The 24,625-nt window shown below is 68.9% G+C and carries 18 protein-coding genes; 3 read left to right on the top strand and 15 right to left on the bottom strand.

Going from position 1 to position 24,625, the window contains the following annotated elements:
• Positions 1–87: 87 nt before the first annotated feature.
• The 11 genes from ACZ5MC_RS12545 to ACZ5MC_RS12495 form a co-directional block, all read right to left on the bottom strand.
• Positions 88–405: a GxxExxY protein gene (locus tag ACZ5MC_RS12545; RefSeq protein ID WP_306600820.1), complete on the bottom strand. Its 318-nt coding sequence runs from the start codon at positions 403–405 to the stop codon at positions 88–90.
• A 601-nt stretch (positions 406–1,006) separates the two neighbouring features.
• On the bottom strand, positions 1,007–3,934 hold the full coding sequence (locus ACZ5MC_RS12540; RefSeq protein ID WP_306600819.1) for a TonB-dependent receptor: 2,928 nt from the start codon (positions 3,932–3,934) through the stop codon (positions 1,007–1,009).
• Positions 3,935–4,188: 254 nt separating this feature from the next.
• Positions 4,189–5,589, bottom strand: coding sequence for a M14 family zinc carboxypeptidase (locus ACZ5MC_RS12535; RefSeq protein WP_306600818.1), 1,401 nt, complete (start codon positions 5,587–5,589; stop codon positions 4,189–4,191).
• Positions 5,589–6,635, bottom strand: a complete 1,047-nt coding sequence (locus tag ACZ5MC_RS12530; RefSeq protein WP_306600817.1) for a S66 peptidase family protein — start codon at positions 6,633–6,635, stop codon at positions 5,589–5,591. Before ACZ5MC_RS12530 ends, ACZ5MC_RS12535 begins: the two co-directional genes overlap by 1 nt.
• A 175-nt stretch (positions 6,636–6,810) precedes the next feature.
• Positions 6,811–9,042, bottom strand: coding sequence for an NADP-dependent isocitrate dehydrogenase (locus tag ACZ5MC_RS12525; RefSeq protein ID WP_306600816.1), 2,232 nt, complete (start codon positions 9,040–9,042; stop codon positions 6,811–6,813).
• A gap of 86 nt (positions 9,043–9,128) precedes the next feature.
• Positions 9,129–10,403: a chloride channel protein gene (locus tag ACZ5MC_RS12520; RefSeq protein ID WP_306600815.1), complete on the bottom strand. Its 1,275-nt coding sequence runs from the start codon at positions 10,401–10,403 to the stop codon at positions 9,129–9,131.
• A 20-nt stretch (positions 10,404–10,423) separates the two neighbouring features.
• Positions 10,424–10,981 carry a hypothetical protein gene (locus ACZ5MC_RS12515; protein WP_306600814.1) on the bottom strand — a complete coding sequence of 186 codons (558 nt, stop codon included), beginning with the start codon at positions 10,979–10,981 and terminating at the stop codon, positions 10,424–10,426.
• A gap of 77 nt (positions 10,982–11,058) precedes the next feature.
• Positions 11,059–13,368, bottom strand: coding sequence for an alpha/beta hydrolase (locus ACZ5MC_RS12510; protein ID WP_306600813.1), 2,310 nt, complete (start codon positions 13,366–13,368; stop codon positions 11,059–11,061).
• A 3-nt stretch (positions 13,369–13,371) separates the two neighbouring features.
• The gene (locus tag ACZ5MC_RS12505; protein ID WP_306600812.1) at positions 13,372–13,707 is read right to left on the bottom strand and encodes an STAS domain-containing protein; all 336 of its coding nucleotides are present in this window, start codon (positions 13,705–13,707) and stop codon (positions 13,372–13,374) included.
• Between the two features lie 78 nt (positions 13,708–13,785).
• Positions 13,786–14,784: a tRNA-dihydrouridine synthase family protein gene (locus ACZ5MC_RS12500; RefSeq protein ID WP_306600811.1), complete on the bottom strand. Its 999-nt coding sequence runs from the start codon at positions 14,782–14,784 to the stop codon at positions 13,786–13,788.
• A 2-nt stretch (positions 14,785–14,786) separates the two neighbouring features.
• Entirely contained in the window at positions 14,787–16,208 is a 1,422-nt protein-coding gene (locus ACZ5MC_RS12495) for an MFS transporter (RefSeq protein WP_306600810.1), read from the bottom strand.
• 186 nt (positions 16,209–16,394) lie between these two features.
• On the opposite strand from ACZ5MC_RS12495, the gene ACZ5MC_RS12490 reads away from it, so the two are divergent.
• Genes ACZ5MC_RS12490 through ACZ5MC_RS12480 form a run of 3 tightly spaced genes read left to right on the top strand, consistent with a single transcriptional unit; the run spans position 16,395 to position 19,773 of the window.
• Positions 16,395–17,225, top strand: coding sequence for a class I SAM-dependent methyltransferase (locus tag ACZ5MC_RS12490; protein ID WP_306600809.1), 831 nt, complete (start codon positions 16,395–16,397; stop codon positions 17,223–17,225).
• A gap of 47 nt (positions 17,226–17,272) precedes the next feature.
• Complete coding sequence (locus tag ACZ5MC_RS12485) at positions 17,273–18,139, top strand: hypothetical protein (protein ID WP_464515943.1); 867 nt, start codon at positions 17,273–17,275, stop codon at positions 18,137–18,139.
• A complete protein-coding gene (locus tag ACZ5MC_RS12480) occupies positions 18,136–19,773 on the top strand; it encodes a hypothetical protein (protein WP_464515942.1) in 1,638 nt (545 codons plus the stop codon). The genes ACZ5MC_RS12485 and ACZ5MC_RS12480 overlap by 4 nt, the downstream gene beginning before the upstream one ends.
• Positions 19,774–19,874: 101 nt before the next feature.
• On the opposite strand, the gene ACZ5MC_RS12475 is transcribed toward ACZ5MC_RS12480, so the two are convergent.
• The 4 genes from ACZ5MC_RS12475 to ACZ5MC_RS12460 are packed head-to-tail and all read right to left on the bottom strand — an operon-like array spanning position 19,875 to position 24,595.
• A complete protein-coding gene (locus tag ACZ5MC_RS12475; protein ID WP_306600806.1) occupies positions 19,875–20,918 on the bottom strand; it encodes an ABC transporter ATP-binding protein in 1,044 nt (347 codons plus the stop codon).
• Positions 20,919–22,604: an ABC transporter permease gene (locus tag ACZ5MC_RS12470; RefSeq protein ID WP_306600805.1), complete on the bottom strand. Its 1,686-nt coding sequence runs from the start codon at positions 22,602–22,604 to the stop codon at positions 20,919–20,921.
• 1 nt (position 22,605) lies between these two features.
• Positions 22,606–23,607 carry an ABC transporter ATP-binding protein gene (locus ACZ5MC_RS12465; RefSeq protein WP_306600804.1) on the bottom strand — a complete coding sequence of 334 codons (1,002 nt, stop codon included), beginning with the start codon at positions 23,605–23,607 and terminating at the stop codon, positions 22,606–22,608.
• A 1-nt stretch (position 23,608) separates the two neighbouring features.
• On the bottom strand, positions 23,609–24,595 hold the full coding sequence (locus ACZ5MC_RS12460; protein ID WP_306600803.1) for an ABC transporter substrate-binding protein: 987 nt from the start codon (positions 24,593–24,595) through the stop codon (positions 23,609–23,611).
• Positions 24,596–24,625 lie beyond the last annotated feature (30 nt).

The following is a 24,625-nucleotide window of genomic DNA, read 5'->3' as shown; positions in this document are numbered from 1 at the left end:
CCAGCACGGTCCAAAAGAGGGACTTGTTGCGGACCGGCCCAAACCGGGCCTTCCATGTAGTTTGACTGGGTGGGCCGACCCTACGGATTAGCCTTTCGACCCACCACGCAAGGAACCGGCGCTCTGGAGTCGTGGACAAAAAGCTGAACGGTGCGCCCGGAAAGCCGGTGCGGGGAGGAAGGATGACATAGACAACCTGAAACCTCGCAATGGGACCCGGCGGGTAACCACCCCATTGTAATAGACCTCGATTCCCTGCTGCTGGACCACCTTGACCTTGGCCTTCCGCAACTCGTGGGCCAGGGCGTTCTCATACGCCTTTTCCACGAACCCATTGCCAAGTTCATTTGCAACCCTGAAGCAACTGCCGATGATCAGGCCGGTGAGCGGATCCTGGATGGCCATGCCGTGCCCCGATTTCTACGTGCCGACACACCCGTGATAGGTTCTGCCGGGGATGCACGGGGACTTTTGCAACAGATAGAGCAGTGCTCTATCTGTTGCAAAAGTGGGATGGAAAGGGATGAAAGAAGGGCAAAGGAACATCCGATCACCGCTCATGAGGCTCACCCTACGGCAGGTCAGATTGCCTCGGTTTTGTTACCACTTCAGAGCTCCTTGATAGGCAGCAGCGGCCTCCTTCCATCCTGGATTTTCGACAACTCCAAGATGCCTGAAGTCCACTGCTGCCGACTTGTTATCCGATGAATCCGGCGAACTCCGTCGAAGGGCCTTTCGCCGAAGGCGCCGAGGAAACCGAGGATCGCCGAGGAATAAGAGAAGATCTTTTCTCGGCGAACCTCGGCTCCTCGGCGCCTCGGCGATAGGCTTTTCGTTTCGAACTACCTTGGTGACGGGATCAGGACGGTCTACGACCACCCGTCCCAGGGCCCTTCTCAAGAGGAGGCCAAAGCGAGTGTGGGTCGAAGCCTTCACTCAATTCCGTGAAGAACAAAAAAAGGGAGCGGCATGGCCGCTCCCTTTCCTCCAACGGTGGCGTCGGGGATCAGAACCAGAACTTCACGCCGAACTGGGTGCGGCGGGGCAGCATGTAGGTCTGGGCATATCCGAAGGCGCCGCCGTTGGCGCTCTGGTTGTAGGAGGTGACGGTCTGCCGGTTGAAGACGTTGAACAGGTCCACGGTGGCCGAGAGGCCCATCCGCTTCTGCTGCCAGAAGGTCTGGGTGTAGCTGAGGTCCATCTGGTAGTGGGAGGGATTCACCCGTGAACCCGCGGGCTCCGCGTAGCGGGCGGTATCGCTGGTGCTGGAGGAACCGGTGGCGGTGATGAGGGCCTGGTAGACCTTGTAGTCGGTCCTCTGCCAGTGCTGCCCGGTCTGGTAGACGCCGTAGATGCCGAGCTTGCCGTTCCAGGGGAAGCTGTAGCTGCCGAAGAGCTTGACCTTGTGGCGCTGGTCGCCGGCGAGGTTGCCGTACTTGTTGTCCCAGATCTGGGTGCCCGCGCTGTCGGCGATGTTGGAGGAGCCGACGAAGACGTTGGCGTCGTTGGCGGAGCCGTTGGTGGAGTTGTCCTGGTCGAAGTTGCCGTAGTAGTGGCTCCAGGTGTAGGAGAGGCTCGCGAAGAGAGGGCCACGGGTCCACTCGGTCTCGGAGGACACTTCGTAGAACTTGGTGAAGGCGCCGTCGAGTTGGGCGATGACCGCGGAGGTGTTGCCGTTCATGGCCCCGCCGTTGGCGCCCAGGTTGCTGAGCTTCGTGGCGAGGTCGGGGATGTAGAGGGTGTGGGGGACGTCGGAGGGGGCGTTGTAGACGACCCGGGAGTTGTTGGGGGTGTCTTCCCAGAAATTGACGCTCTTGCGGTAGCGGGCGTAGAGGCGGGACGTGAGGCCGTGGCCGAAGTCCCGGGTCGTCCCGACCATGAACTCGTCAGTGTGGCGGGGCTTGAGTCCGTCCTGGTAAAGCTTGCCCTGGGACACGGCGTCCGCGCCCTGGCCGATCATGTGGCCCGTGGAATCGAAGTAGACGTTGATGGTGCCCACGAGGTTCCGGGCCCAGGATGATGCGCGGGGCAGGGAGGAGGTGGAGGGCACGTACCGCGCGTAGTTCGCGTAGATGGTGTCCTCCTTGTGGTAGTTCCAGGTCACGCCCAGGCGGGGCTGGAGCGTGTCGGCCCACTTGATCTCATGCTCGAGATATTTGGCTCCGGGGGCCAGCGAATAGCCGCCCGCCGTGGTGGAATCCGAGCGGATGCCCATGCCGTAGAGCTTGTCGTTGCTCACCAGCACACCGACGTTGAAGGTGAACTTTTCCCACCGGATCTTGTCGTTCACCTCGAAATTCTGGGATACATACTCTGAATGGATCTGCGGGGCGTGGCCGAGACCCTGCTGGTAGGGTGAAGCCACGTAGGCGTAGACCAGGCCCACGCCGCTGATCGCAGTGGTGGGGATCTTCACGTTTGTGGGGTTGGTGGCGATGGAGCCCCAGCCGTTGGAAACGCGGTAGAGATCCTCCATCTCCTTCCAGTACTGGTAGCCGACATGCAGATCGTGGGTGACGGCGGAGCCGTACGTGCCGTCCCAGGCCAGCTGGTAGTTCTTGCGGAAGAAATTGTCTGTGTTGATGGAGGCCGCGGAGCCGACACTGCCGCCGCCGACGAAGCCCGCCGCGGTGGTTGGGGTCCCGGCGGGGGCGTTGGCCCCGGGGTACCCGTAGCGGTTGATGAGGGCGATAAGGGTCGCATTGGACCCCGCTTGGGCCACGGTGGGGATGGAGAGATTGCCCTGGGTGTCCAGGTTGTTGACGTCGAGCACGGAACTGCCGTCCAGGGCCGGCTTGGCGCCGGAGAAGGTGTTCGGGTGGTCCTGGGTGTAGAGGGCGAAGTTCGTGTATTTGAAGTTCAGGAAGTTGTTGGGCGTGACGGACCAGGAGGCTTCGAGGGTGGTGATGTAGGTATTCGAATCACCCCCGTTGGCCACGGACGGCGGCGAGAAGGAGCCGATGCTGGTGTTGTGCTCGGTGTGCTCGGAACGGCGGTGGCTGACATGGAGGAGGAGGTTGCTGAGGGGAGAATAGGTGAGCTTGCCGAAATACTCCTTATGGTCGGTGCTGAATTCGGGAACCGGGCCGTACAGGTTGGAACCGTTCTTTCGGGTGTCCTTCGGCTGATAGAAGGACGCGAAGAAGAACAGGCGTTCCTTGATGATGGGCCCGCCAACGCTGGCGATGGCATAGGTCGAGTTGGTCTCGAACGCCTGGGTGCTGCCCGCGGGACGGCGGGCAACCATGCTCGACGGCACTGCGATGTAGGAGAGTTCGCCGGCGAAGGTGTTGGTGCCGGACTTGCTGATTGTGTTCATCGTGAAGCCTGCGGACCGGTTGAAATCGGTGGCCGAGGCGCCGCCCTTGGTGATGGCGACCTGGTCGATGTCGTAGGAGGCGGTTCCCGCTCCCAGGCCGATCGACCCATACATGGGAAGGTTGATGTTGACGCCGTCCATGAGGTGGACGTTGTCCTGGCCGCTGCCGCCCGCGTTGGGATCGCGAGTGCCCTGGCTGGTCAAGGCGACCCCCGGGATGAGCTTGAGGATGTCGCGGTAGCCCTGCCCCACCGGCATGGCGGAAAGCACGTCGGAGCCGATGAAGGTCTTCAATTCGGCCGAGGACGGGTCGACCTGGCTGACCTGGCCCACCACTTCCACGACCGTGGACTGCACGGCGGCCTCGTTCATCACCACGTTGATGGTGGAGGTCTGCTGGAGGGCCACGGAGACCTTGCGCTTTTCCGTGGTGCGGGTCGGGTGGGTGAAGGTGAGGTTGTACTCGCCCGGAGGCAGGAAGGGCAGCCGGTACTCGCCGAGTTCGCTGGTGACCACCCTGCGGCCCTGGGGCAGGACGTTGCCGCTGACATCCACGTGAATGCCCGCCAGGGCCTTCCCGTTCTTCGCGGTCACCTTGCCGAAGATCGAACCCACCTGCTGCGCGGAGGCGGGTAGTGCGACGATTACGAGCGCAAAAGCTCCAAGTTGCCGAAGTTTCATAGAGTTCTCCACGGCTGGGAGGGCGGATCGCCCCCGGGTGATACATGACGTTTTTTAGGTGTTCTGACCTGGAGTATACCGCTCCCGGCCCCAATGGCTACTGCAATTACACGGCTTCGTCACATTTCTGTCACGATCCCGCGACAGGTGGGGAAAGGCGTATTTTGCCAACCGGGAATGAGTGTTCGCTAGTTGACCTGGGCGGCCACGGGGCCTTCAACCCTGCCGTGGACGACCGCGCCCGCAAGGTTCAGAATTCCGCCCGTGCCGGGCCGGTAGAGGAGAATGGCGCCGCGGTAGCCGGGCCTCGCCACGGCACTGTCCCCCAGGCCGCGGACGGCGGCCGCGAGCCTGGCCTCGGTGGCTTCGGCGAGGCCGCGCGCGTGCAGGTCGGCCCGCAGCGCGGGCCAGTCGGAGGGCCCCAGGGGCCAGGGCACGGCCAGCATGCCGCTGGCGTCCAGCTCGGTGAGGCCCAGGGCGTACGACAGGTCCCCCAGGTCCTGGAGGGCGGGTTCGCGCCGCGGGGCGTCCCCCCGGAAGGGGCCCTGCACCACGAAGGAGAGGTCCGCGGTGAACGGAGCCAGCCCGCGTCCCTCGGCCAGCCTGACGTTGCGCACGACGAGGGTGGCGATGGCGTCCCGGGTGTTCAGGGGGATCTTCGGGTAGTCGGCGAGGTCCAGGGCGTCCAGGGAGCCGTCGGCGAATGCGGAAAGCGAGCCCAGGAGGGCCACGAAATTGAGTCTTACGAGGCGCTCGGCCTCGTTGGGCCCGGACCAGCCCCCGGTCTCGATGAGGAGGGTGGCGGTGCCCCAGCGGGTCATGGAGTCGCCGAAGGCGCGGGGGGTGTAGTCCATGTCGTAGCGGCCCACGCGGCCGGGGGCGAAGGGGGTGACGAGCTGCTGGACCTTCACGGCGAGGCGCCGGGTCAGGCGCGTGCCGGGCGTGTCGGTGAAGGCCTCGTCCCCGGGCACCGAGAGGAGGGAGATGGCCACCTGGCGGCCCCCGGCGCCCGCCTTGACCAGGGGGTTCTGGTTGTGGAGGTTGTAGCCGAGCATGGGCCGGGTGCGGTCCCGCACCGCCTTGAGGAGGCGTCCTTCCGGCGAGGAGAGGCGCAGGGCGTCGCGGTTGATGTCGATCTCCTGGGCGTTCCGGCGCTGGGAGCGCTCGGCGCCGTCGGGGTTCAGCATCGGGATGATCCAGAGGCTGACCCTCGAGAGGAAGTGCTGGACCTCGGGTTCGTCGCGGTTCATGCCAAGCCAGTTCATGAGGTCCAGGAGGGAGGAGGTGGCGGTGGGCTCGTCGCCGTGCATCTGCGACCAGAGGAGCACGCCCCTGGGGCCGGTGCCCGCGCGAAGCACCTGGATCCTGCGGCCCTCGGCGCTCAGGCCCTCCTCCACGACCGTGAAGAGCCCCGGATGCCGGGTCTGGAGGGCCGCCAGGGCGACCTGGAGGCCCGCGTGCCTGAGGGCCCACGGATCCGCCGGGGACACGCGCGCCTGGGGCCACTGGTCCCACAGCGCCTGCGCGGACCAGGGGGCCGCGGCCGCCAGGGAGCAGGCCAGGGTCAGGAGGGCGAGGAGGGGCCTCATCACCGGACCGCGGGTTCGAGCATCGTGATCGTCCCGCGCGCGGCGTCGATCTCCGCCTGGACGCCCACGGGCACCATGAACTTGTTCTCGATGTGCCCGATCATCGCGCCTGCCCAGGCGGGGACCTTCAGCGGACGGATGTGGTCGTTCAGCACCTCCTCCATGGACAGGGAGCCGTGCCCGTCGCCCGGGTCGCACTTGGTGCAGTTGCCGAAGACGAAGCCCGAGATGCGGTCCAGGATCCCGGCCAGCCGGAGCTGGGTCAGCATGCGGTCGATGCGGTAGATGTGCTCGTTGGTGTCCTCCAGGAAGAGGATCGCGCCGGTGAAGTCGGGCACGTAGGAGGAGCCCAGCATGGCGGCCAGGACCGTCAGGTTCCCCCCCAGGAGGCGCCCGCGGGCGGTCCCCGGGGTGATGGTGTGGATCCGGTCCCGGGTCTGCACGAGGCTGTCCCCCGTGATTTTGGGGTTCTCCATGACGACGGCCTCGGCCTTGAAGAGCACGCGGCGCAGCCAGTCCACGGAGTAGGCGTTCCACACCGAGGCCCCCACGGGGCCGTGGAAGGTCACCAGGCCGGTCTTCGCGTGCACGGCGTTGAGCAGGGCCGTGATGTCGCTGTAGCCGAGGAGGATCTTGGGGTGGAGGGCGATGGACCGGTAGTCGATGAGGGGGAGGATGCGGTTGCAGCCCCAGCCGCCGCGCACGCAGAGGATGGCGTCCACCGTGTCGTCGGCGAACATGGCGTTGACGTCGGCGGCGCGGTCCTCGTCCCTGCCGGCGAGGTAGCCGTAGCGGTCCAGGACGTGCCTGCCGACCTTGGACTTGAGGCCCAGGGCGGCGAGGGCCTCCTGGATGAAGGTGATCTCGTCGGACTGCCACGTGGCGCCGGCGGGGCTGACGAGGCCAACGGTCTGGCCCAGGGCGAGGCGCCGGGCCCTGAAGGTCCCCGGCTTGGAGGTCTGGGCCGCCAGGAGACCGGGCGCGAAGGGGACCGCCGCAGCCGCGAGAAGGGACGACTGCAGGAAGGAACGGCGATTCTGGGTCATGGCTGCCTTTCTGGTCTCCGCGAGACGCCGCGAGTCCCCAGCGCCTCCGCGTTCATTCCAATTCTTGACTTGGTGGAAATGGTAATCCAACGCCCGGGCGTCCAGGCCGTTCCAAGAGAAGAAATAAACGCGGAGATGCAGAGGACTCGAGGCGGATCGCGAGGAAAAGATTTTTTTAAGCGATGGCGTCCACGATGGCGTTGAGGGTGGGGCTGGGGCGCATGGCCCGGGAGGTCTTCTCGAAGTCCGGGTGGTAGTAGCCGCCCATGTCCACGGGGCTGCCCTGGGCCGCGATCAGTTCCCCGTTGATCTTCGCCTCGTTGGCCTGCAGCTGCGCGGCGACCTTGGCGAAGCGGGCCTGGAGGTCGGCGTCCTTCGTCTGGGCGGCGAGGGCCTCGGCCCAGTAGAGGGCCAGGTAGAAGTGGCTGCCTCGGTTGTCGATCTGGCCGACCTTGCGGGCGGGGTTGCGGTTGTTGTCGAGGAACTTGGCGTTGGCCTGGTCCAGGGTCTCGGCCAGGAGGAGCGCCTTGGCGTTCTTGAACGTCGCGCCCAGGTGCTCCAGGGAGACGCCGATGGCCAGGAACTCGCCCAGGGAGTCCCAGCGCAGGTAGCCCTCCTGCTGGAACTGCTGGACGTGCTTGGGGGCCGAGCCGCCCGCGCCCGTCTCGAAGAGGCCGCCGCCGGCCAGCAGGGGCACGATGGAGAGCATCTTCGAGCTGGTGCCCAGCTCCAGGATGGGGAACAGGTCGGTGAGGTAGTCCCGCAGGGCGTTGCCGGTGACCGAGATGGTGTCCTTGCCGGCGCGGGTGCGGGGCAGGGTGAAGCGCATGGCTTCCACGGGGCTCAGGATGTGGATCTCCAGGCCGGCGGTGTCGTGGTCCTTCAGGTAGCGGTCCACCTTGGCGATGAGCTGGGCGTCGTGGGCGCGGTTCCGGTCCAGCCAGAAGACCGCGGGGGCCCCGGTGGCCCGGGCGCGGCTCACGGCCAGGCGCACCCAGTCCCGGATGGGCAGGTCCTTGGTCTGGCACCCGCGCCAGATGTCGCCCTTCTCGACGGCGTGCTGGAGCAGCACGGCGCCGGAGGCGTCCACCAGCCGGATGACGCCGTCGGCGGGGGCCTTGAAGGTCTTGTCGTGGGAGCCGTACTCCTCGGCCTTCTGGGCCATGAGGCCGACGTTGGAGACGCTGCCCATGGTGGCCGGGTCGAACTGCCCGTTGCGGCGGCAGTCCTCGATGGCCTCCTGGTAGAAGGTGGAGTAGCAGCGGTCGGGGATGACGCACTTCACGTCCTGGAGCCTGCCGTCGGGGCCCCACATCTTGCCGGAATCCCGGATCACCACCGGCATGGAGGCGTCGATGATGACGTCGTTGCTGGCGTGCAGGTTGGTGATGCCCTTGTCGGAATCCACCATGGCCAGGGCCGGGCGGGAGGCGTAGACGGCCTTGATGTCGGCCTCCACGGCGGCGCGCTGGGCTTCGGGCAGCTTGGCGAGCTTGGCGTGAAGGTCGCCCAGGCCCAGGTCGGGGTTGATGCCCAGCTCCGCGAAGAGGGCGGCGTGCTTCTGGAAGACGTCCGCGAAGAAGACGGAGACGAAGTGCCCGAAGATCACCGGATCGGAGATCTTCATCATGGTGGCCTTGAGGTGCACGGAGAACAGGACGCCCTCCTTCCTCGCGGCCTCGATCTGCTCGGCGATGAAGGCGCGCAGGGCCTTCACGCTCAGGAACGCGCCGTCGACGACCTCGCCCTCCTGGAGGAAGAGCCTCTCCTTGAGGATCTTCACGGCGCCGTCGGCGTCCACGAACTCGATGCGCGCGTTGCCGGCCTTGGCGACGGTGACGGACTTCTCGCTGCCGTAGAAGTCGCCGGCGTCCATGTGGGCCACGTGGGCCTTCGAGTCGGGGCTCCAGGCGCCCATGCGGTGGGGGTGCTTCTGGGCGTAGCGCTTGACGGAGAGGGCCACGCGGCGGTCGGAGTTGCCTTCCCGGAGCACGGGGTTGACGGCGCTGCCGAGGACCTTGGAATAGCGGGCCTGGATGGCCTTCTCGGCCTCGCTCGCGGGGGCCTCGGGGTAGTCGGGGATGGCGAAGCCCTGGCCCTGCAGCTCCTTGATGGCGGCCTTCAGCTGGGGGATCGAGGCGCTGATGTTGGGCAGCTTGATGATGTTGGCGTGGGGCAGCTGGGTGAGCTCGCCCAGGTAGCTGAGCTCGTCGCGCACCCGCTGGCCCTCGGCCAGGTTCTCCGGGAAGGCCGCCAGGATCCGGCCCGCCACCGAGATGTCCCGGGTCTCCACGACCACTCCCGCCGCCTTGGTGAAGGCGTTGACGATGGGAAGCAGGGAGTAGGTGGCCAGGGCGGGGGCCTCGTCGATGCCCGTCCAGATGATCTTTCCAGTTTCCGCGCTCATAGTACCTCGTCTCGGGACCCAGTCGTTTGGGTGAATCCAACATGATAGAACAGATTGTCCGGGCGTTCCTTTCTGTTCCCTTCCGGTCAGCTGCCTTCGCGCACCACGACGTAGGAGACGGTGGTGGCCACCAGGGCCGGCACCACGAGGGCCGCCTGGCCCGTGGTCTCGGCCAGGAAGACCACGGGCACCAGGAGGCTCTCGTTGGTGGCGCCCGCCATGGCGGCGCCTCCCACGAGGGTCAGGTAGCCCTGGGTGCCCAGGTGGAGGAACCCGTCGAAGGCCGTGCCCAGGGCGCAGCCCATGGTCAGGGAGGGCAGCCAGAGGCCGCCGATGCCGCCCCCCGCGAAGGTGAGGGCCGTGGCGGCCAGCTTGAGGACCAGGTAGGCCGTGGCGTGGCCGGGCAGGGTCCCTCCCTGGAGCAGGGCCTTGATCAGCTCGAGGCCCCCGCCCTGGGTGACGGGCAGGTCGTGGAACAGCAGATGCCCGGGCAGCGCCAGGAGGCAGAGCCCCGTGCCCGCGGCCAGCCCGCGCCACAGCAGGGGCGACCGCCCAAGCAGGGCGTCCAGGGCCTTGCGGACCCGCAGGTAGAGGGTCGCGGCCAGGCCGCACAGGAGGCCCAGGCCCAGGGCCCAGGCCAGCTCCCGGGCCCGGAGGGGCAGCATGCCCCGGGGCAGCGGAAGGAGGGGCTCGTAGCCCATGAGACCGGAGAAGACCACGTAGCCCGACGCCGCCGACACGAGGCAGGGGATGAGGGACTCGGCGGCGAGGTGGCCGTGGTGCTCGGCGGCCATGAGGGCGCCCGAGAGCGGGGCCCGGAAGACCGCCGCCAGGGCCGAGGCCGCCCCGGCCCGGGCCATGACCAGGGGGGGGCGGGCCAGGCGCCTCACGACGCCCAGGTAGTTGGCCGAGGTCCTCAGCACCCGGTGGTACTGGAGGCCCATGGCCGCCCCGAACCACTTTCCGGGCCCCTCGATGCCGGCGCTGCCGCCGAACCCGATGGTCAGGGCGCAGCCCACCACCTTGCCCAGGGACCGCAGGAAGGGGAAGGCCTGGTAGGGGTCCGTGCGGGCCAGGTCCAGGTCCCGCGCCAGGGAGACCTCACCGAGCCGGGTGAGGCGCAGCCAGGCCGTGGTCAGGAAGAGACCCGCGGCCGGGAGGAGGAGGGTGAGCCGGGTGCGGCCCCCCAGGTGCTGGATCCACGGCTCGAAGCGCTCCAGGCAGAACAGGGCCAGGGCCACCAGGAGCCCCACCGCCGCGCCCAGGGGCAGCATCACCCCGACGATGTGGCGGGTGTGGGCCAGGAACCTCAGCCGGGTGGTGCGGGTGGGAAGCAGGATGCGTGCTTTGGAAAGAACCATGAAGACGGGTCCCGGGCCCGTCAGTCCAGGATATCAAGAGTCGAGGCGGGGGGCTGGCCCGGCACCGGCTCCTTCTCCCCGTGGGGGCCGTAGCCCGTGAGGGGCGAGCTGCCGGCTCCGTGCTGGTCCTTTTCCCGGGTGGGTTCGGGATGGGTGGAGGAGGTCACGGCCGGGACGTCCAGCCTGCGGAAGGGGAAATGGAACTCCCAGAGCGCGTCCAGCTCGGAGGCGTTGACCCCGGCGGGGGTCCTCACGAAGCCGCCGCCCAGGAGCGTGGCCGTGGCGCCGGGGGGAAGGCCGCTGAGGAGGGTGGAGACGTCCGCTCCGGAGCGCATGGCGGTGAGGACGGTCTGCTGGGCCACGGCGGCCTGCTCCACCTGGGCGGCGATGTCCTCCGCGTTCAGGTCGAGGGTGTCCGCTGACGCGGGGGTGGCGGCGGCCGTGATGGCCGTGAGGGCGACGTCGAAGGCGGGGGTCGCCGCGGGGGAGGCGGCGGCCGGGTCCGTGGCGGTCACGGCCTGGCTGACCGTCGTCTGGGTCAGGGGGAGGGTGGTGGTTGTGATGGCCGTAATGTCCATGGTGCGGCCTTCCTGCCTTCTCATCGGCAAAAACATCCCATCCGTTAGGGTGGCCGCCCGGATTCTACCAATCTCTTTCAGAAGGTGAAACCGACTTCGTCCAGCAGCACGACCCCCCGGTCGGTCCGGTCGAACACGAACCGGATCTCCCTCAGGCCCCGGGGGTTCCAGGCGGGCTCGGCCTCCCTGAAGAGGGCAAGGGGCAGCTCGAAGGTCTGGAACACGGGCTCCCAGGCCTGTTTGAAGGCCGCCTTGTCGAGGGCTGCCCACTTGGTGAACCGCACCTTCACCACCGGCTGCAGGGGCCGGACGCGGCTCAGGGGGACCCGGGCCACGGTGCCGTCCGCGGCCACCAGCTCCACGGTGAGGTCGATGGGCTTCTTCGCCCCGGATGGCGGCTGGTCGGACGGGTCCTCGTCGGTATCAGCCAGGGAGAAGACCAGGCGTGCGGAGGCCGTCAGGTTCCAGTCCAGGGGCGGCAGGGCGATGGCGTAGGAGGGGACCTTCTCCCGGGTGCGGATCCAGCCAAGGGTCACGGCCTTGTCCTGGAAGGACCACTCGCCCCGGCCCTCCACGGTGCGCTCCCGCCACCGGGCCAGGTTCGAGCCTTTCTGCACGGCCCCGGGCAGGGTGGCGCGCGTGAGGTCCAGTCCCCCGTCGAAGGTGGAAACGGCCCGGAAGGTGGCGTCCTCGAACTGGTTGAGGAGCAGGACCCGGGGCAGCCAGGGCGCCGCCGTCGCGGGGTCCCGGAACATCGGCAGGTACTCCCGGTGCCCGTGGAGCGTGGCCTCCAGGAACCCGGAAAGGAAGACCTTGGCCACCCGCCGTTGGTCCTCTCCGGCCATGAGGGCTCCGGTGCCCAGGAACCAGGACAGGGGGGGATCCGCGTCATGCCGGCCCCAGGCGGTGTTGAACTGGCCGTGGTTGGCGCGGTAGACCCAGAGGGCCGCCTTGAAGCCGGGGCCTCCCGAAGGGAACCGGGCGCGCTTGTAGGGGCGGTAGCCCGCGAACATGGACACGTCGCTGTCGTGGCTGCCCTGCAGGACGAGGTAACTGACGTCCTCCAGGGGGATGGGCTGGCCGGAGGGTTCGTACTGGCCGTCGATGGGCGCGATGGCCGCCACCGCCTTGATGGAGAATCCGAAGGCGAAGGGCAGGGCCGCGTTCTCCGGGTCGCAGGGGAGCCGGTTGAAGGCCGCGGCCAGGGCCGCCGCCTCCCCGCCCCGGGAGTGGCCGACGAGGGCGACGTTATCCAGGTCCACCTTGCCCTGGAAGGGGTTGCCCGCCTCGGCGTTCCAGCCGCGCCACGCCTCCAGGTGCTTGAGGAGGACCCAGGCCCGGGCCGCGTTCTCCTTGTCGATGCCGCCCTCCCAGGACCCGTTCAGGAAGTTCTCGTCCACGGAGACGAAAATGAAGCCCCGGGAGGCCAGGAGGTCCCCCAGGTACTGGTAGCCGCCATCGGAGAAGTTCTGGGCGGTGTGGTTGCCGTGCACGGCCAGCACGAGGGGGAAGGGGCCCTTGCCCTCGGGGTAGGTGACGCGCCCGTTCAGGGGGAAGGCCTCCTTGCCGAAGCCCCAGTACCTTTGCCGGATCCGCGCCTTGAGGCCCTTGAGGTCCGGCAGCAGCAGGGATGCGTCCACGGGCCGCGTCCTGAGGGCGGCCGCGGGCCCGAACTCCTTCCTGTGCCTGTCGGCGCCGCTGCCGTAGAAGAGCGTGGCGGTCTTCCAGAGGCCCGGGGCGCCGGGATCCGGCGCCTGGAGGGGCTCCGCCTCCCGGACCTGGGGCGGCGGCAGGAGGTAGGGGTCGGAACCCGGCCCTGCGAGCCGGAGCGCCAGCAGCGCGCCCAGCGCCAGGGTCGCCGCCGCCAGGGCCGCGGCCGCGCCCAGGTGTCCCCAGCCGGCCTGCCTCCCGCGCACGAGGACGGAGATCCCGCCGCCCAGGGCTCCGGCGGAAAGGATGGCCGTCGCGGCCAAGGCCAGCGCGAAGGGAAGGGGCACGTCCAGGACGGCCAGGATGGCCGTCATCGCCGCCAGGGAGCCCAGGGCTCCGAAACAGAACCGCCAGGGCCACGCCGCCGCCACGGCCCGCACGAGGACCACGATCCCGCCGGCCGCCAGCAGCGCGAAGGCGGCGGCCACGAGGCCCAGGACCCCATCGGGCACCCACCCCAGGCCCGTGCGGAGGGTCGTCCCCAGGAAGGCGCAGAAGGCGAGCATGGCCGCCATGGCCCCCAGGGCGAACCCCGGCCAGGCATGCCCCGCGAAGGCGGAGGCGCCGCCCCAGGCCGCCCGGATGGGCCGTTCGCACCACCTTTCCACCAGCAGCCTGAGCCGCCCCCCGGCAACGGGAGGCGGGTCGGGCGCCGGGACCGGCGGTTCCTCGATCAAGGCCTAGAACCCGGCCAGCGCCTCGGCCTCGGTGTCTTTCACCTCGAACACGGAATGCAGGCTGGTCATCTGCATGAGGTTGAAGATCCTGGAATTGAGCCCGCAGATGCGCAGCTCGCCCTTGCGGTTCTTGATGGAGGTGTAGCAGCCCACCAGCTCGCCCAGGCCCGAGGAATCCAGCACGGACACCTTGGTGAAATCGATGAGGATCTTCCGGTGCCCCTGCTCCAGGCACTGCCGCACGGCCTCGCCCAGCTCCTGGTCGCCGTCGCCAAGGGTGACCTTGCCCTGGGGGGCGATGATGTGCACGGCGTTGACATCACGTTCCTGGATCTTCATGCTGCCTCCTCCTTGAGATGAACGTTGCCTGACCATGAGGAATCCGGAGGGATCCGTCAAGGGGTTCGATGGAAAAATTCAGGTGAAGGACAGGCCCTTGCCCGGGTTCAGCCCCGGCCCCGACTCCAGGAACCGCAGGGCCGCCTCCCTTATCTCCGCGGGGGTCGCGGCCTTCTGGAGGCTGGAGTAGAACACGTGCCCGAACATGAAGTTCTTGGCGAAATAGTAGCTGAAGTCCATGAGCCGCCCGAAGGCGCGCTCCGGGGGCATATCCTCGAGGGTATAGCGGTAGAGGCGGTCCCACACCTCGGCGTGGTCGATCTCCCCCGTCGGCAGGCCCGCGAATTCGCGGAAGATCCAGGGCTTGACCACGGCGATGCGTCCCAGCATCAGGCCCGCGAGCGGTTCGAAGAAGGCCCGGTTCCGCTCGATGTCCAGGGGGGAGCAGATGTCCCCGTTGCCGATGACGGGCAGCCTTGTGCGGGCCGCGATCCAGGGGAACTCCTCCCACCGGGGGCGGCGCTTGAGCTTCTCGCCCGAAAAGCGCACGTGCACGGTCAGGGCGTTGACGCCCACGTCCTCGAAGAGCCGCACGCGCTCCAGGAAGCCTTCGCGCCAGTTCCCGGGGTCGTCCCCCAGACGGACCTTCACGGTCAGGGTGCCGGCATAGCTGCGGCGGATGCGCTCGAGCACGTCGCGGAGCCGGGGGAAGTCGGCGCAGAGGGCCACGCCCCAGCCGCTGGCCTTGACCTTGGGGGCGGGGCAGCCCAGGTTCAGGTCGATGGCCGCCGCGCCCAGCTCCGGGAGCTTGCGGATGACGGCCTCCAGGTCCTCGCGGCCCGATGCGCCGAACTGGTAGATGACGGGGCCCTCGCAGTCCCGGCGCTTCGTGAAGGAGGACTCCCGGGTCTTCTCCTGGAGGAAGGCCCCGGCCGACAGCATCTCGGTGAAGAGGGCGCCGTAGCCGCCGAAGTCCGACAGGAGGCGGCGGAAGGCGGAGTTGGTCACGCCCTCCATGGGCGCGAGGAAGAGGGCGGGGGCGAAGGTCCGGCCGTCGATGTCGATCCGCTCGAACACAGTCAGGCCTCCCCGCCGTGGCGCGTGAGGCTCGCCCAGGCGCCCAGCAGGGCCAGGGCGGCGCCTGCGTACATGGCCGCGCTGTATCCCCAGGCGAATGCGCCCGCGGCGGGGCCCGAGGCCTTGGCCAGCAGGAGGCGCCAGCCGCCGCTGCCCAGGCGGCTTGCGGCGATGCCGCCCAGGAAGGCCACCGAGAGCGCCTGGCCCGTGACGCGCATCGTGGCCAGGAAGGCGCTGGCCACCCCCAGCTGCGTGCGCGCCACGCTGCCCATGATCGCGCTGGTGTTGGGGGCGCTGAAGGCCGCCATGCCCAGGCCCACCACCGCCAGGGAGCCCACCACCTGGGCCAGGCCCGCGCTCCGCCCCAGGGAGCCCAGGAGGGTCATGCCCGCGGCCACAAGCACCATGCCCGAGGTGGCCAGGGTGCGCGAGCCCATTCGGTCGCTGAGCCGGCCCGCGAAGGGGCTCAGGAGGGTCATCATCACGGGCTGCCCCATGAGCACCCACCCGGCGACCCGGGCCGGGTGGCCCAGGACCAGCTGAAGCTGGACCGCGGTGAGCACGCTCACGGCGTAGAGGGCCATGTAGTTGAGCAGCGCGGCGAGGTTGGCCGCTGCGAAGAGCCGGTTCCTGCGCAGCAGGTCCAGGTCGATCAGCGGAGAGGCCACGCGCTTCTCCCAGGCCAGGAATCCCCAGAGGGCCAAGGGCGCGATGGCGAGGATCCCCCAGGTCTGCCGGGACCACAGCCCCCACGCCGACGAGAAGGTGAGTGGCACGATGAGGCTCACGAGCATCACGCCCATGAGGGCCGCGCCGCCCAGGTCCATCTTCGCGCCGCGCCCGTGCTGCGTCTCGACCCCGGGCAGCAGGTTCAGGCCCCAGACCAGCGTGAAGAGCCCGATGGGCAGGTTGATGAGGAAGATCCAGGGCCAGCCGAAGTGGTCCACCAGATACCCGCCCAGGGGCGGCCCCACGCTCAGGCCCGCGTACACGGCCATGACGTTGATGCCCAGGGCCCGCCCCCGCTCCCGGGCCGGGAAGGCGCTGGTGACGATGGCCGCGGAGGTGGCGCTGAGCAGGGCTCCGCCCACGCCCTGGAGGACGCGGCTGGCCACCAGGGTGGCGCCGTCGACGGAGGAGGCCGCGGCCGCAGAGCCCAGGGTGAAGATGACCAGGCCGGCCTGGTAGAACCGCACCTTGCCCCACTGGTCCGCCAGGCGCCCCAGGGGGATGAGGGTCACCGCCATGGCCAGGAGGTATGAGGCCTGCACCCACATGGACGCGGCGAAGCTGAGGTGCAGGGCCGGCCCCATGCGGGGCAGGGCCACGGACACGATGGACCCGTCCAGCGGCGCCATGAACGCCCCCACGGAGGTGAGGGCCAGAAGTGCCCAGCGGCGGGGGTTTTCCTGCTGTGTGTCCAAACGTCCTCCAGGGCCGGCCGCAAAAGCAGGCTGTGAAGCCATTATGGCCGGGCCCTGCCTCCGGGGAAGCCGCCGGATCCCGTCCGGGAGCGATATTCGAGGCTTCTCAAGGGATTCTCCGGACTGCGCCCGGGCGCGCCGAATCCCGGCTTGATTCCCGCACGCGCTCCAACTAGGCTAGCCCCCATGCAGCCTGGAGAGCCGAGCCGAACAGCCCTGGGAGCCGCGACCCACCGGGCCGTGCATCAGGTGCTGGAGAACGGGCGCATCTTCACGGATCCCCTGGCGGGGCGGATCCTGGGGCCGGAGGCGGCCTCAGCTGTCAGGCGGGCAGCGGGCGACGTCTCCCTGCGCCAGCTCAGGCTCTTCATCGCGGTGCGCACCCGGTTCGCGGAGGACGCCCTGCGCACCGCCTTCGCCCGCGGGGCCCGGCAGCTGGTGGTGCTGGGCGCGGGGCTGGACACCTACGCCTACCGCAACCCGCTGGGCGAGGAACTGGACATCTACGAGGTGGACCACCCCGCGACCCAGGACTGGAAGCGCCGGCTCCTGGCCGAGGCGGCCATCCCGGTGCCGGACAACCTCACCTACGTGCCGGTCGACTTCGAGCGGGAGACGCTGGAGGACGGCCTCACCCTGGAGGGCTTCGACCCCGGCAAGCGCACCTTCTTCACCTGGCTGGGCGTGGTGCCCTACCTGACCGAGGAGGCGGTGTTCTCCACCCTGGCCTTCATCGGGGCCCTGCCGGGGGGCGCCCAGGTGGTCTTCGACTACGGGAACCCGCCCGGGCAGGCTCCTGGCGCGGCGATGGAGTCCCTTGAGCGGCGCGTGGCCGCCGTGGGAGAGCATCTGCGGAGCCGCTTCGAGACCGACGAGCTGCACGCCAGGATGCGGGCCCTGGGCTTCCGCTCCATCGAGGACCTCGGCCCCGCCGGGATCCGGAACCGGTTCTTCGCGGGCCGAGGCGGCGCCCCTCTGGAGCGGGGCGGGCACATCCTGCTGGCGACCACGGGCTGAGGGGCGCCGGGGAATGGTATAGTTCTGCCAATCCATAGGGACAGCCCGTGATCCTAGCACCCAGCCTCCTGCTCCTGCTCTGCCTCCAGCCAGCGCCGCAGGCGTCCGCGGACCGGGCCGCCATCGCGGCCCGCCTCCAGACCCTGCGCGCGGCCAAGGACTGGGCCGCCATGGCCGATCTCATCGAGGCTCTCCCCGCCCCGGCGCGGGCCGAACTGAGCTACGCGTGGCTGGAGGCCCTCTCCAAGGCCTCCAGGTGGGACCGGCTCCTGGCGGTCACCGAGGAGCTGGCCCGCACGGGGACGGGGCCCTCAGGCCACTTCCTGGTGCGGTTCAAGGGGGCGGCCCTGTCCCACCTGGGCAGGCACAGGGAGGCCCTGGAGTGGTACCGGGAGGCGGGGAAGGGCGGGGACGTATCGGCCTGGATGGAGGCCGCCGACGAGGCCTCCGCCATCCCCGACTGGAAGGCCCTGCTGGAATGCGCCGAGGCCCTGGTCGACCGGTACCCCACCAACGGGGCCTACCTGGGCCTTCGCGGGGAGGCCCTGGCCAAGCTGGGCCGGTTCGCCGAGGCCGAGCCCGTCCTCGACGAGGCCGTCCACCTGGCGCCCAAGCGCGCCATGAGCTGGGCGGATCTTGCCTGCTGCATGAACGAACGGGCCGCTTACCCCGAAGCCCTGGAGGCCGCGGGCAGGGCGGTGGCCCTGGATCCCCGGCTCATCGAGGGGTGGTGCAACCGCGGGCGGGCCCAGATGGGGCTCAAGCGCTACAAGGAGGGCCGGGACGACTACGCCGCGGCCCTGGCCCTGGGCGCCAGGGATCCCGCCCTCGCGCGGAACCTGAAGCTGAACATCGAAATGGCCGACAAGTACCTCGCCTACCGGGCCCCGAAGCCGGTGCAGGGCCGCCGGTGAGCCCTGCCGCGGCAGGCCTCCTGGCCCTGGCGGCGGCCGCCCTGCCGCCGGTGACGCCCACCTGGCACGAAGCCCGCAGCGCCCATTTCCGCTTCTTCACCAACGGCGGGGAGAAGGACGGTGCGGAGCGGGTGCGCGCCTTCGAGGCCCTTTACGGGATCCTCCGGAACACGACCCCGGATCTCCGGGTGCGCAGGCCCCAGGCAGGCCTCCAGCTGCCCTGTTTCGTCTACCTGTTCGGGTCGGTCGAGGGTTTCCGGTCCTTCAGCCGCACCCCCGACGAGGCCGGGTTCTTCGTCCAGCACCCCGACGGCGGCTACATCGCCCTGAATTCCGATTCCAGCCAGGGCACGGAGACGGCCTATCACGAGTACCTCCACCAGTACCTGGCGTTCAACCACCCCGGTGTCCCCCTGTGGCTGAACGAAGGACTGGCCTGCTTCTTCCAGACCCTGCGCCTGGAAGGGCAGGAGGTGGTCCTGGGCACCCCGCCGGCGGGCTATCTGCCGGCCCTCGCCGCCGGAGGCTGCTTTCCCGCCGCGCGCCTCCTGGCCCTGGATCCCGCTTCGCCCGAATACGCCCGGGGCCCGGAGCGTCAGCGGGTGTACGCCACGGTCTGGCTCCTGACGTCGTACCTCGTGACGACCGGGGAGGAGCGCCGGGCCAAGCTGGGCGCCTTCCTGGACCTGATCGGCGCGGGCCGGTCCGCCCAGGAGAGCTTCGAGCGGGCCTTCCAGTGCGCCCCGCAGGCCCTGGACCGGGAACTCGCCGACTACCTCGCCCTGTTGGCGCGCACGCGGCAGATCCATACCTGGACCCTCCAGTTCCGGCACCTCCAGGTGGACGCGGCCTTCACGTGGAACGAGCTCACCCCGTCCGAAACCCTGGCCAGGCTGGGCCTCCTGAGGCTCGCCCCCGGCCACGGCAGCCTGGAATCGGCGGCGGATCTTTTCCAGGCGGCCCTGGAGGCCGACCCCCGGTGCGCCACCGCCCGGTTCGGCCTGGGGCTGCTGGCCGCGCTGGACCCCGGCAGGGGCGACGCGGCCGGCAACTTCCGCCAGGCCTCCCTGGCCGAACCGGACAACGCCGTGTACCACTATTTCGCCGGCATGGCCCTGGGTGGCGGGGACGAGGCGCGGACCCACCTCCGGCGCTCCCTCCAGCTGGGCTGCCCCTTCCCGGACACCCTCCTGGCGCTGGCGCGGCTGGTGATGGCGGGAGGGGCCCCCCAGGAAGGGGAACTGGCCCTGCTGGAGGACGCCTGCCGGGCGCGGCCGGGCCAGTACGGGATGAAGTACAGCCTAGCCACGGTCTACGCCCAGGCCTCCCACCCGGAACAGGCCAGGGCCCTCCTGCGGGAGGTGGCCGCCCAGACCCTGGAACCCCATCTGGCGCGGGCCGCGCAACTGGAGCTCGAGGCCCAGGTCCGGAAGGAGGTGGAACGCCTCGCCGCCCTGGGGATGGAGGCCTTCAGGGGAAAGCGCTATGGGGAGGCGGTGGCGCGGATGGAGGAGGCCCTCCGCGCGGCGCCGCCGGCCATGGTGAAGGACCTCCAGGAGAACCTGGACCGCATGCGGATCCTCATCGACCTGCGAAGCAGGCCGCGCCCACCCGTCCCCGGCCGGAAGGGCTGAGGGCCGCCGGCTGGCCCGTCGCCAATTATTACTAAAACAATAAGAAAATTTTACAATGGGAGGATCCCACCCAAATGGGCGCCGGATCTGCATGCCACATCCTATTCGTAGGCCAGGAACGTCCTGATCCGCAACCCCACCGGCGCGCCTTCCTCGAAGCGGGCGTGGCGCGCGCCCTTCTGAACCCGCACCTCGTGGGGGCCGACCTGGATGCGGTAGTCCACCGTCTCGCCCAGGTAGACGCGCCGTGCCACGACGCCCCGCACGCCGCCTGCGGGCACCAGGTCGATGGCCGTGGGGCGGCAGGCCAGGGTCCACGCGGAAGCCGCGACCGGCGCGGTGCCCTCCACGGCCCCGGCCTCCGGCGCGCCCTGTACGAAGATCCCCCCTTCCCGCGTCTCCACGGGCAGGAAGTTCGACAGCCCGATGAAGCTGAACACGAAGCGGCTCGCGGGGCGCTCGTAGATGTCGATCGGGGCTCCCACCTGCTGCAGGACGCCGTCGCGCATGACCAGCATGCGGTCGGAGATGGCCATGGCCTCGGCCTGGTCGTGGGTGACGAACACGATGGTGAAGCCCAGCTTGCGCTGCAGGTCCTTGATCTCGAAGCGCATCTCCTCCCGGAGCCTGGGGTCGAGGTTGGACAGGGGCTCGTCCAGGAGCATCACCTGGGGGTTGACGGCGATGGCCCTGGCAAGGGCGATGCGCTGCTTCTCGCCGCCGGAGAGTTCGCCCGGGAAGGCGTGCTCGACCTTCAGGAGGCCGGTGTAGTCCAGCGCCCGCCGGGTGCGGGCCTGGATGTCGGCCCTGTTCATGCCCTTGATCTTCAGCGGGAAGGCCACGTTGTCGAAGATGTCCAGGTGGGGCCACACGGCGAATGCCTGGAAGACCATGCCGAAGTCCCTTTTCTCGGGAGGAAGGTAGTAGCGCTTCGCGCTGCTCGAGAAGATCCGGCCCCCCACGCGGATCTCGCCCTCGTCCAGGTCCTCGAACCCCGCGAGCATGCGCAGGGTGGTGGTCTTGCCGCAGCCGGAGGGGCCCAGGAGGGAGAAGCACTCCCCGTCCCGGATCTCCAGGTCCAGGCCGTCCACGGCCGTGACGGCGCCGAAGCGCTTGGTGACGTTGGAGAGGGTCACGGTGGCCATCTAGACCCCCTCGATCTTCGCGCGGGTGACGCGCTTGATGACCAGCTGCCCGATGACGATGATGACCAGGGCGATGGCGGCCAGGGCGGCGGCGTACACCGTCTCCCCGTCCTCGTTGAGCGTGTAGATGGCGACGCCGATGGTGCGGGTGTGGGGGCCGTAGAGCAGGACCGACGTGGTCAGCTCCCGCAGCGCCGGCAGGAAGATGAGGAAGAACGCGGCCACCATGCCGGGCTTGATCAGCGGGAGCACGATGTCGCGCATGGCCTCCCACTTGGAGGCGCCGCAGGCCCGCGCCGCCTCCTCCAGGCTGTCGTGCACCTGCTCCAGGGCCGCCGAGGTGGACTTCAGGGAGAAGGCCATGTACCGGGCGATGTAGGCCACGAAGATGATCCAGGCGGTGTTGTAGAGGTTGACCCCGAACCTGCCGCTCCACATGAGGATGACGCCCAGGGCGATGACGGTGCCCGGCACCGAGAAGGGCAGCACCCCCAGGAACTCCAGCAGGAACTTGCCCCGGATGCGGGTCTTCACCAGCACGTAGCTGATGAGGGTGCCGATGAGCATGGTCACCAGGGCCGCCGACAGGGACAGGTAGAAGCTGTTCCAGATGGCGTCCCGGGTGAGGTCCCAGTGGAAGAGGATGTACGTGAAGTTGGTGAAGGTCATGTTCTCGAGCCTGAAGGCCAGGCCGTAGGTCTTCAGGGTGCCCACCAGGAAGATGGTGGCGGTGGGCAGAAGCACGGTGACGGCGATGTAGGCCACGCAGAGCACCAGCAGGGGCCACCTGAGGCCGCGCAGCTTGAGGACCATGGGGCGCATGCTCTTGCCCGAGATCACCTGGAAGCGCCCGGACTTGAGGATGAAGCCCTGGAGGTACAGGATGGCCGCGGCCGAAAGCACGAGGATGCTGGAAAGCATCGTTCCCACTCGGATGGCCTCGAAATTGCCGCCGCTGGCGTAGATCTTCTCGTAGATCTTGGTGGGTATGATGAAGATGTTGCGCTCGGTGCCCAGGATGGCGGGCACCCCGAAGTGGGCCAGGGAGTAGAGCGCCACCAGCAGGGACCCGGCCAGGATGCTGGGCATCATGAGGGGCAGGGTGATGCGCCGGGTGATGGTGAAGAGCCCGGCTCCCGAGATCCGGGCCGCCTCCTCCAGGGTGGGGTCCATGCGCTCAAGTGCGCCCGATACCTGGATGAAGACGAAGGGAAAGAGATACATGGTCTCCACGGCGATGATGCCGCCCAGGCTCATGATGTTGAAGACCGGGTCCTCCAGGTGGAAGAGGTCCATCAGGATCCGGTTGATGTGGCCGCCCCGGGGGGAGAGGAGGATCTTCCATGCCAGGGCGCCGATGAAGCTCGGCAGCATGAAGGGCACCAGGAACAGCACCTTCATGGCCGCCTTGCAGGGCAGGTCCGTGCGGGACACGAGCCATGCGAAGGACACCCCGATGATGGTGCTGAAGACCGTCGTTCCGCCGGCGATCACCAGGGAGTTCCGGAGGGCCTCCAGGGTGTCGGGCTGGGCCAGCAGCGCCAGGGCGCCGGGGATGTTGGGCTTGCCGTCGACCACGAAGGCGTTCCAGAAGATGAGCAGGATGGGCACCGCCACCACCACCACGAGGATGAGGATGGAGAGCACCAGCAGGAACTCGGCCGCTCCGAAACGCCGCCTGGGCATGTCAGGCCTCCCTTTCGAAGGGCCGCAGCCGGTGGAAGCGCACGGAGCAGGGGTCGCCCTCGCGGGGGAGGCCGGCGGCCGCGATCTCGGACGTCTCCATCTGGATGCGGCACTCCCGGCCGCCGATCTCCACCCGGAAGTCCACCACCGCGCCCAGGAGGGCCACCCGGCGCACCACACCGGCCACGCCGCCCTCCTTCACGAGCTCGGCCTCCATGGGGCGGAAGCCGCCCAGGGGCGCACCCTGGGGCGCGCCCGGAACCAGGGCCATGTCCACGAAGCTGGTGACCCCCATGAACCTGAAGACCTCCAGGTCCGCGGGCTGGTCGTAGATCTCGCGGGGGGTGCCCACCTGGCGCAGCCTGCCGTCCTGGTCGAGGATTCCGATGCGGTCGGAGAGGGCCAGGGCCACCTCCTGGTCATGGGTGACGTAGAGGATGGTCGCGCCGTGGCGGCGCTGCAGGTCCTTGATCTCGAAGCGCATCTCCTCGCGGAGGTTGGCATCGAGGTTGGAGAGGGGCTCGTCCAGGAGCATGACCTCGGGGCGGGCCACCAGGGCCCGGGCCAGCGCGACGCGCTGCTGCTGGCCGCCGGAGAGCTGGGAGGGATAGCGCTCGCCCAGGGCCCCCAGGCCCACCTGGTCCAGCATGGCCTGGACCCGGGACGCGGCGTCCGCGGCCGGGCGGAACTTCAGGGGGTAGCGCGTGTTGTCCCGCACCGTGAGGTGGGGCCACACGGCGTAGTCCTGGAAGACCACGCCCAGGTTCCGGTCCTCGGGGGGCACGTTGACCCCCTGGCCCGACACCAGGCGCCCGCCGATTCGGACCGTGCCGGCGTCCAGGGTCTCGAATCCCGCCACCAGCCTCATGAGCACGGTCTTGCCGCACCCCGAGGGCCCCAGGAGCGTGAAGCACTCCCCGTCCTCGATGGCCAGGCTCAGGTCCCGCAGCACCGGCTTCGGACCGAAGGCCTTGGAGACCCCTTCGATGGCGACCCGGCCCATGTCAGCGCATGGTCTTTTCGAACTGCTTGATGAAGCCTTCCTTCAGCTTGATGGCGGCGGGGTAGTCCAGGTGGATGGCGCGCTTGATGGCCGCCTCCGGGGCCACCAGGCCCTGGGCGGGATCGATGGGCACGTCGGACCGCGCGGGCAGCGTGCCCGAGGCGGTGACGATGGCCTGGCCCTCCCTGGACAGGAGGAAGTCCACGAACTTTTTCGCAGCGGCCTTGTTGGGGCTGCTCTTGAGGATGGCGACGGGGCTGGGGATGACGAGCATCTCGGGGGGGTAGACCAGCTTGAGGTGCGCGCCCTTCTGGATCTTGTCCAGGACGATGTAGTCCACGCCGATGCATAGGGTGAAGTCGCCCGAGGCGGTGTCGTCCACCACCTGGCCGGAGCCCTGGCCGATCTTGGCGCCGTTGGCCTTGAGCTTGGCGAAGTAGTCCCAGCCGAACTTCTCCACCAGCATGGCGCAGCTCATGAAGGAGGTGCCGGAGAGGGCGGGGTTGGCCAGGGTGACCTTGCCCTTGAAGGCGGGGTCCAGCAGGTCCGCCCAGGTCCTGGGCACCTTGCCCGCCTTGGCCGCCTTGTCCGTGTTGTAGGCGATGCCCAGCGTGCCCAGGCGCGCGATGGCGAAGGTCCTGTCGGGGTCGGTGACCGTGCTGCGGATGTGGACGGCCTCCGGGGAGGCGTAGGGCTCGAACATGCCCTCGGCCTTGAGCTGGAAGAAGTCGGGCACTTCGCTGTGCCAGAGGATGTCGGCGGCCACCTTCCCGGCCTGGCGCTCCGTGGCGAGCTTGGCCATGACCTTGCCGGCCCCTGCGGAGTAATAGTCGAAGGAGATGCCGGGCTGCTTCTTCTTGAATGCGTCCCGAAGCCTGCCCATGAGGCTCTCCTTCATGGACGTGTAGAGCATGACCTTCTCCTGGGCCTGGGCGGTGCCCCCCAGGAGGGCCAGGGCCAGGAACAGAGGTGCGAAGCGGCTGCGCATGGCTTCCCCCATATGGAACGGATTTGCCCC

This window comes from Mesoterricola sp. JemC181, from assembly GCF_055384585.1.
The sequence above is the reverse complement of the archived record's forward strand: the minus strand, read 5'-3'. Positions and strand labels throughout refer to the sequence as shown.